The sequence below is a fragment of the Immundisolibacter sp. genome (assembly GCF_028696615.1).
In the GTDB taxonomy this organism is placed as follows: domain Bacteria; phylum Pseudomonadota; class Gammaproteobacteria; order Immundisolibacterales; family Immundisolibacteraceae; genus Immundisolibacter.
This window is the reverse complement of sequence record NZ_JAQVGQ010000133.1, coordinates 1-7,530: the sequence shown is the minus strand read 5'-3', so window position 1 is coordinate 7,530 and position 7,530 is coordinate 1. Positions and strand designations below refer to the sequence as shown.

Sequence of the window (7,530 nt, the reverse complement as noted above, 5' to 3'; positions counted from 1 at the left end):
GACGAACTTGTCGTACAGATCGCCGGCGCGGCGGGCGATTTCCTGCGCGTTGCGGCTCTGGTGCTCGAAGCGCCACACGTTCTGGATCATGCGCAGCGTGGTCAGCAGCGTGGTCGGATTGACGAGGCCGATGTTGCGCTCGAGCGCCTCGGTGAACAGCGCCGGCTCGGCGCGCAGCGCCTCCATGTAGGCCGGCTCGACCGGCACGAACAGCAGCACGAAATCCAGCGAGCGCACGCCCGGTAGCTGGTGGTAGGCCTTGTCGCCAAGCCCGCGGATGTGCGTGCGCAGCGAGGCCACGTGCTCGCGCAGCGCCTGCGCGCGGGACGCGTCGTCCTCGGCGCTCACATAGCGCTCGTAGGCGATGAGCGACACCTTGGCGTCGATCACCACGTCCTTGCCGTCCGGCAGGTGCACGATGGCGTCCGGGCGCAGGCGGCCGTCCTCGCCGCTGATGCTGACCTGCAGCTCGTACTCGCGGCCCTTGGTGAGACCGGACTGCTCCAGTACCCGTTCCAGCACCAACTCGCCCCAGGCGCCCTGCGTGCGGGTGCTGCCCTTGAGCGCCCGGGTGAGGTTCACGGCGTCCTCGGCGATGCGCCGGTTCAGATCGCGCAGCGTGTGGATTTCCTTCAAAAGCGACACCCGGTCGCGCGATTCCTTGTCGTAAACGTCCTCCACGCGCTTCTGGAAGCCGCCGATCTGCTCGCGCAGCGGACCCAGCAGCGCCTCGAGATTGGTCTTGTTCTGTTCGGTGAAGCGCTTGGACTTGTCCTCGAGGATGTCCTGCGCCAGCGTCTTGAACTGCTCGGCGAGCCGCGCGCGGGCGTCCTCGAGCAGCGCCAACTTCTCCTCGCTGCGCCGGCGCTCTTCGGCAAGCTCCGTGCTGGCGCGCTCAAGGCGCACGGCCAGTGTCTGCACCTCGTCGGCGCGCGCGCGCAGCGCCGCCTCGCGCTCGGCGAGCGCGGCCTCGAGCGCCGGCAGGCGCGTGCACTCGGCCTCCAAGCGCGCGCGCGTCTCGGCGAGCAACTGGACCTCGCCGCGCAGCGCCGCCAGCTCTGCGGCCTGCTGCGCCAGCTGCCGCTCGGCGCCGGCCAGGCGACTGCGCGCCTGAGTGAGGAAAATCGCCAGCACCAACGCCAGCAGGCCGGCCGCGGCGGCCAGGACGGAAACGGTCATGGGCTGAAAAATCCGCCAGTCTGGTACAAGCTTTGCAAGATACCCCATCGGCCGGCCTGCCCGTGCGTGCAGGCGCGGCCGCGTCCCCGGCCCCACGGGAAACCCCATGGACATCGGCATCCCCACCGAGATCAAGGACAACGAAAACCGCGTGGCGCTGACGCCGGCCGGCGCCGCCGCGCTGGTGGCGGACGGCCACCGCGTGTGCGTGCAGCGCGGCGCCGGCAGCGGCTCCGGCTTCAGCGACGAGGAATACGCCGCCGCCGGTGCCACGCTCACCGACGCCGCCGGCGCCTGGGGCTGCGAGCTGGTGGTCAAGGTCAAGGAACCGCTGCCGGCCGAGTACGCCTACCTGCGTGGCCAGATGCTGTTCACCTACCTGCACCTGGCCGGCGTCGACCGCTCGCTGACCGAGGCGCTGCTCGCCAGCCGCACCACCGCCATCGGCTACGAGACGGTGCGCGACGCCAGCGGCCACCTGCCGCTGCTGGCGCCAATGAGCGCCATCGCCGGCAACATGGCAGTGACGGTCGGCGCCTGGTACCTGGCCAAACCGCACGGCGGCATCGGCGTGCAGCTCGGCCGCGTGCTGGGCGAGGGCCACGGCCGTGTGCTGGTGCTCGGCGACGGCGTGGTCGGCTCGCACGCCGCCGCCAGCGCCGCCGCGCTCGGCGCCACGGTGATCGTGTACGGCATCGACGCGGCGCGCGGACGGGCGCTGCGGGAGCTGGTCCCGCAGGCCGACTGGCGCCTGTCCACGCCGGACGCCATCGCCGCCGAACTGCCGCAGGCGGACCTGCTGATCGGCGCCGTGCTGCTGCCGGGCGCCCGCGCCCCGCACCTGGTGAGCGGCGCCATGGTGCGGCAAATGCGCCCCGGCGCGGTCATCGTGGACGTCAGCATCGACCAGGGCGGCTGCATCGAAACCGCCCGCCCGACCTCGCACTCGGACCCGGTCTACCGCGTGGACGGCGTCATCCACTACTGCGTCACCAACATGCCGGGCGCCTATCCGCGCACCGCCACGCTGGCGCTGACGCAGGCCACGCTGCCTTACCTCAAACAGCTCGCCGCCGGCGGGCGGCGGGCGCTGTTCGAGAACCCGGCGCTTGCGGCCGGCGTCAACACCTGCGACGGCGTCCTCACCTGCCCGGCCGTCGCCGAGGCACTGGGCCTGCAGGCACGCTACCGGCCGCTGCAGGCGCTGATCGAGGGCTGAACGTCACCGCCCGTCCGGGCCTGTAGTCGGATCGGCCTTCATCGCCCGGCGCCGACCGCCTGCTCGCGCACCAGCACGCAGGCGCCGATCACCGCCGCCGGCATCAGCAGCAGATTCAGCCCCGGCAGCATGCCAGCCAAAAGCGCGGCGGCGCCGAAACCGAGCGCCGGCCCGCGTCGGGCAGCGGCGGCCCGGCGCACGGCGGGGAAATCGAGCCCGCGATGGGCCAGCGGGTAGTCGAGGTATTCGAGCGCCAGCAGCCAGGCGCCCAGCAGCAGCCACAGCGGCCCGGCGACCAGATTCACGCCCGGCACCCACAGCAGCACGCCCAGCGGCACCGCCCGCAGCAGGAAATAACCCAGCTTGCGCAGCTCGTTGCCGATCGAGGCCAGCGCTTCGGCCACCGCCCCGCGGCCACCGGCTGGCGGCTCGCCCAGCACGCGCGCCGCCAGCGCCGTGTTGAACGGCGCCCCGATCAGGTTGGCGACCGCCGTGAAGCCGTACACGCACACCAGCACCAGCGCCACAGCGAACAGCGGCCAGGCCAGATACGTGAGCCAGCCCAGCCAGTCCGGCAGGGCCGCCTGCCACGCGCTTACGGCGTCGGCGGTGCGGCGCGCCGCCCACACCCCGCCGGCGGCGAACAGCACCGCGTTGATGGCGAGCGGCGCCAGCACCAAACTGCGCCAGCGGCGGTCGAACAGACTCGTAAAGCCCCGCCACAGACAAGCGGCACCGGATAGCGGCGACATGGCCGACCTCACTGGCATTGGGAACCCCCCCGACAATGTGTGCTTGACCGGCCGCCGAAAACCGTTTGCAACGAGCTGTCGATGAACGCGCCGGCGCGCCGGCAGGAAACCCGCGGCGCCGCCCTTGCGCCGGCCGCCGTCGACCCCATCTTGCACCCCACGGCGCCCCGTTGGCGCCCCCGGAATCCCCATGCACCAAGCCGATCATCGCCTGCGTGTGCTGACCTACAACATCCAGGTCGGCATCGACACCGGCCGCTACCGCCAGTACCTGACGCGCGGCTGGCGGCACGTGCTGCCGTTCGGCGGCCGACAGGGCAACCTCGACCGCATCGCCGCAGTGCTGCGCGGCTACGACATCGTGGCGCTGCAGGAGATCGACGCCGGCTCGTACCGCGGCGCGTTCCTGAACCAGGCGCAGTACCTGGCCGACCGGGCCGGCTTTCCGAACTGGCATTTGCAGGTCAACCGCAACTACGGCCCGCTGGCGCGTCACGGCATCGCCATCCTCAGCCGCCTGCCGCCGACCGGCATCCGCGAGTGCCGCCTGCCCGGCTTCCTGCCCGGCCGCGGCGCGCTGCTGATGAGCTTCGGCAGCCGCGAGCGGCCGCTGCATGTGCTGGCGGTGCATTTGTCGCTCGGTCGGCGCTCGCGCGAGCGCCAACTGCGTTACTTGGCGCGCCTGGCGCTGCGCTGCCGGGACCTCATCCTGCTCGGTGATCTCAACTGCCCGGCCTGGCAGCTGCAGTCCCATGCGGGCCTGAGCCACGCCGGGCTGCGCGTGGCCGACGTGGAGGGCCACAGCTACCCGTCGTGGCGGCCGCGGCGTAACCTCGACCACGTGCTGGTGACGCCGGCGCTGACGGTGCGCCGGGCCGGCGTGCTCGAGCATCCGCTGTCGGACCATTTGCCGGTGGCGGTAGAGCTCGAACTGCCGCCGGCGCTGGCCGGCAGCCTGCGCACCGCGCCGCCGGCCCACGCCTGAACCCCTGTACGGAGGACCTTCATGCCATCGCGCGATCTGGAACGCTGGATGTGGGCCGAGGCCTGCGCGCTGCTGGACCAGGCCGAGCGCCTGCAGCGGCAGTTCTTCGACCCGCCCGGCCGGCGCGGCCCGACCCGGGCCTGGCAACCACCGGTCGACATTTACAGCACCGGCAACGAGCTGGTGATCATGGCCGCCCTGCCCGGGGTGACCAGCGAGCGGCTCGAGGTCGGCATCGACGGCGCCACGCTGGTGATCGCCGGCGAACGGCGCCCGCCCGAAGCCCTGCGCGGCCATCACGTGCAACGGCTCGAAATCCCGCGCGGCCGCTTCGAGCGCCGCCTGCGCCTGCCGGCGGGTGTCTACCAGATCGCCCACCTCGAACTCGCCCACGGCTGCCTGCTGCTGGTGCTGCATCGCATCGATTCCCTGCCCGGAGAACAACCATGAACGCCACCTCCCCCGAACTGCCCACGCCGGCCACCTCCACGGTCGGCGACGACGTGCTGCTGATCCTGCCGGTGCGCAACCTGGTGCTGTTTCCCGGCATGGTGATGCCGCTGACGGTCGGCCGCAAAGGCTCTGTCGAGGCGGCCCAGGAAGCCGTGCGCAGCGACCGCCCGCTGGGCCTGCTGCTGCAGAAGGACGCCAGCGTCGACGAGCCCGGCCCGGACGACCTGTACCGGGTCGGCACGGTGGCCAGCGTGCTGCGTTTCGTGTCGGCCCAGGACGGCGCCCACCACCTGGTCTGCCAGGGCGAGGAACGCTTCCGGGTGATCGACTTCATCCCCGGCCATCCGTACCTGCTGGCGCGTGTCGAGCGCCTGCCGGCGGCGCCCGAAACCGGCGTCGAGATCGAGGCGCGCACCCTTGCGCTGCGCCAGCAGGCGCTGCAGGCGCTCGAACTGCTGCCGCAGACGCCGGCCGAGCTGGTGCACGCCATCCAGTCGACGCCCAGCGGCTCGGCGCTGGCCGACCTGATCGTCAGCTACATGGACCTCAAGCCCGAGGAAAAGCAGGAAGTCCTCGAGCTCACCGACCTGTCGCAGCGCCTGACGCGGGTGTCCGAGCTGCTGGCGCGGCGCATCGAGGTGCTCAAAATCCAGCGCGACATCTCGCAGCAGACGCGCGAGAAGATCGACGAACGCCAGCGCGAGTTCGTGCTGCGCGAGCAGCTGAAGACCATCCAGAAAGAGCTCGGCGAAGACGGCGAGCAGGCCGCCGAGATCGAAGAAATCGCCACGGCGATCGCCAAGGCCGGCATGCCGCCGGAGGTCGAGGAGCACGCCCGCAAGGAGCTCAAGCGCCTAGAGCGCATGTCGGAAGCCTCCGGCGAGTACCCGATGCTGCGCACCTACCTCGACTGGCTGACCGAGCTGCCGTGGAACAGGCTCAGCACCGACACGCTGGACATCGCCGCCGCGCGGAAGGTGCTGGACCAGGACCACTGGGATCTGGAAAAAATCAAGCGGCGCATCCTGGAACACCTGGCGGTGCGCAAGCTCGCGCCGGCCGGCAAGAGCCCCATCCTGTGCTTCGTCGGCCCGCCCGGCGTCGGCAAGACCTCGCTCGGGCAGAGCATCGCCCGCGCCATGGGCCGGCAGTTCGTGCGCGTGTCGCTGGGCGGCGTGCACGACGAGGCCGAAATCCGCGGCCACCGGCGCACCTACATCGGCGCGCTGCCGGGCAACATCATCCAGGCCATCCGCAAGGCCGGCACGCGCAACCCGGTGCTGATGCTGGACGAGATGGACAAGCTCGGCCAAGGCTTTCACGGCGACCCGTCGGCGGCGCTGCTGGAAGTGCTCGACCCCGAGCAGAACCACACCTTCCGCGACAACTACCTGGCGGTGCCGTTCGATCTGTCGCAGGTCATGTTCATCGCCACCGCCAACGTGCTCGACAGCATCCCGGGGCCGCTGCGCGACCGCATGGAGGTGATCGAGCTGCCCGGCTACACGCAGGAGGACAAGCTCGAAATCGCCCGCCGCTACCTGATCGACCGGCAACTGAAGGCCTGCGGCCTTGCGCCGGAGCAGGTCGAGATCACCGACGCGGCGCTGCGCGAGCTGATCGACGGCTACACCCGCGAGGCCGGCTGCCGCAACTTGGAGCGCGAGATCGGCGCCGTGCTGCGGCACGTGGCGGTGCGCGTGGCCGAGGGCGAAGCCGGGCCGCACCGCATCGACGCCGCCGACATCCCGGCCATCCTCGGCCCGCGCAAGTTCGAGTCCGAGCTGGCCATGCGCACCGCCATGCCCGGCGTGGCGACCGGGCTGGCCTGGACGCCGGTCGGCGGCGACATCCTGTTCATCGAGGCCAGCCGCACGCCCGGCAACGGCAAGCTGATCCTGACCGGTCAGCTCGGCGATGTGATGAAAGAAAGCGTGCAGGCGGCGCTGTCGCTGCTGAAAAGCCGCGCCGAGCGCCTGGGCATCGACCCGGCCTCCTTCGACAAGCACGACATCCACGTGCACGTGCCGGCCGGCGCCATTCCCAAGGATGGCCCGTCGGCGGGCGTCGCCATGTTCGTGGCGCTCGCCTCGCTGCACACCGGCCGCTGCGTGCGCGCCGACACCGCCATGACCGGCGAGATCAGCCTGCGCGGGCTGGTGCTGCCGGTGGGCGGCATCAAGGAAAAAGTGGTCGCCGCGCACCGCGCCGGCATCCGCCGCGTGATGCTGCCGGCGCGCAACCGGAAGGACTACGACGACATCCCGCAAAGCGCCCGCGAGCAGCTCGAATTCATCTGGCTGGACGACGTCGACCAGGCGCTGCAGGCGGTGTTCGAGTGCCCGCAGGACGACGCCGACGCGCTGCTGGCGGATGGCGGCTGATACTGTGCCCGAACGCTCCCGGCAACCCGCGGGCGTTCAGGCCATCCAATCCGGCGCCGGGCGGCGGTGTGCCGCCCGGCCTTCACACAGGACCCAACCATGAACAAACCCTGGAAAAGCATTTGCCTGGCCGCCCTGCTGGCGGCCAGTGGCGCGGCGATGGCGGCCGGTCAAGGCGGCAGCAAACATGGCGCGCACGCGGCGGGCTCGCCGCCGGCCAGCAGCAACCGCCAATCCCTGCCAGACGCCGACCGCGGCCTGGATCGCGCCGAGGAACGCGAATCCGAACAGGCGCGCGACCGCTCCCGTGCCCGCGAGCAGCAGACGGAACACAAAACGGAACATGCGCCCAACCACGGCCTCGAACACCGCAACGAGGGCTCGCTGGATTCGCAGGGCAAGGGTTGGAAGAACCCGGCCGAATGAGTGATTGGCCCCGCCCGGGCGATGCACTGCCCGGGCGGGGCACGCCAACCGCAGGCACCCGCTCGGGTGTCTCGCGCATCGGGCGGGCGCTGCCCGCCGCACCGTTTTCCGTCTGCCTCATCGCCTGAGAGG

At 71.3% G+C, this 7,530-nt stretch carries 7 protein-coding genes; 5 read left to right on the top strand and 2 right to left on the bottom strand.

The features are described from left to right. Nucleotides 1-1,179, bottom strand: a 1,179-nt coding sequence (rmuC, locus tag PHC73_RS09445; RefSeq protein WP_300127095.1) for a DNA recombination protein RmuC, incomplete at its 3' end; no start/stop codon positions are given. Between the two features lie 106 nt (nt 1,180-1,285). Here rmuC and ald point away from each other — a divergent pair. Next, on the top strand, nt 1,286-2,398 hold the full coding sequence (ald, locus tag PHC73_RS09440; RefSeq protein WP_300127092.1) for an alanine dehydrogenase: 1,113 nt from the start codon (nt 1,286-1,288) through the stop codon (nt 2,396-2,398). 38 nt (nt 2,399-2,436) lie between these two features. Here the strand turns inward: ald and cysZ are convergent, their stop codons facing one another. Continuing rightward, nucleotides 2,437-3,150 (bottom strand): sulfate transporter CysZ, encoded by a 714-nt coding sequence (cysZ, locus tag PHC73_RS09435; protein ID WP_300127089.1) that lies wholly within the window; start codon nt 3,148-3,150, stop codon nt 2,437-2,439. Between the two features lie 190 nt (nt 3,151-3,340). Between cysZ and PHC73_RS09430 the strand changes: the two genes are divergently transcribed. The 4 genes from PHC73_RS09430 to PHC73_RS09415 all read left to right on the top strand — a co-directional run bounded on the left by PHC73_RS09430 (nt 3,341) and on the right by PHC73_RS09415 (nt 7,398). After that, the gene (locus tag PHC73_RS09430) at nt 3,341-4,135 is read left to right on the top strand and encodes an endonuclease/exonuclease/phosphatase family protein (RefSeq protein WP_300127086.1); all 795 of its coding nucleotides are present in this window, start codon (nt 3,341-3,343) and stop codon (nt 4,133-4,135) included. Between the two features lie 21 nt (nt 4,136-4,156). Next, nucleotides 4,157-4,585, top strand: a complete 429-nt coding sequence (locus PHC73_RS09425; RefSeq protein WP_300127083.1) for an Hsp20/alpha crystallin family protein — start codon at nt 4,157-4,159, stop codon at nt 4,583-4,585. Next, the gene (gene lon / locus PHC73_RS09420; RefSeq protein WP_300127080.1) at nt 4,582-6,972 is read left to right on the top strand and encodes an endopeptidase La; all 2,391 of its coding nucleotides are present in this window, start codon (nt 4,582-4,584) and stop codon (nt 6,970-6,972) included. Before PHC73_RS09425 ends, lon begins: the two co-directional genes overlap by 4 nt. 99 nt (nt 6,973-7,071) lie before the next feature. Continuing rightward, nucleotides 7,072-7,398, top strand: a complete 327-nt coding sequence (locus PHC73_RS09415; protein ID WP_300127077.1) for a hypothetical protein — start codon at nt 7,072-7,074, stop codon at nt 7,396-7,398. Nucleotides 7,399-7,530 lie beyond the last annotated feature (132 nt).

What these genes read in the sequence shown, in the direction of transcription:
- PHC73_RS09430 (WP_300127086.1), top strand. Translation starts at nt 3,341, where the DNA reads ATGCACCAAGCCGATCATCGCCTGCGTGTGCTGACCTACAACATCCAG.
- lon (WP_300127080.1), top strand. Translation starts at nt 4,582, where the DNA reads ATGAACGCCACCTCCCCCGAACTGCCCACGCCGGCCACCTCCACGGTC.
- cysZ (WP_300127089.1), bottom strand. Translation starts at nt 3,150, where the DNA reads ATGTCGCCGCTATCCGGTGCCGCTTGTCTGTGGCGGGGCTTTACGAGT.
- PHC73_RS09425 (WP_300127083.1), top strand. Translation starts at nt 4,157, where the DNA reads ATGCCATCGCGCGATCTGGAACGCTGGATGTGGGCCGAGGCCTGCGCG.
- PHC73_RS09415 (WP_300127077.1), top strand. Translation starts at nt 7,072, where the DNA reads ATGAACAAACCCTGGAAAAGCATTTGCCTGGCCGCCCTGCTGGCGGCC.
- ald (WP_300127092.1), top strand. Translation starts at nt 1,286, where the DNA reads ATGGACATCGGCATCCCCACCGAGATCAAGGACAACGAAAACCGCGTG.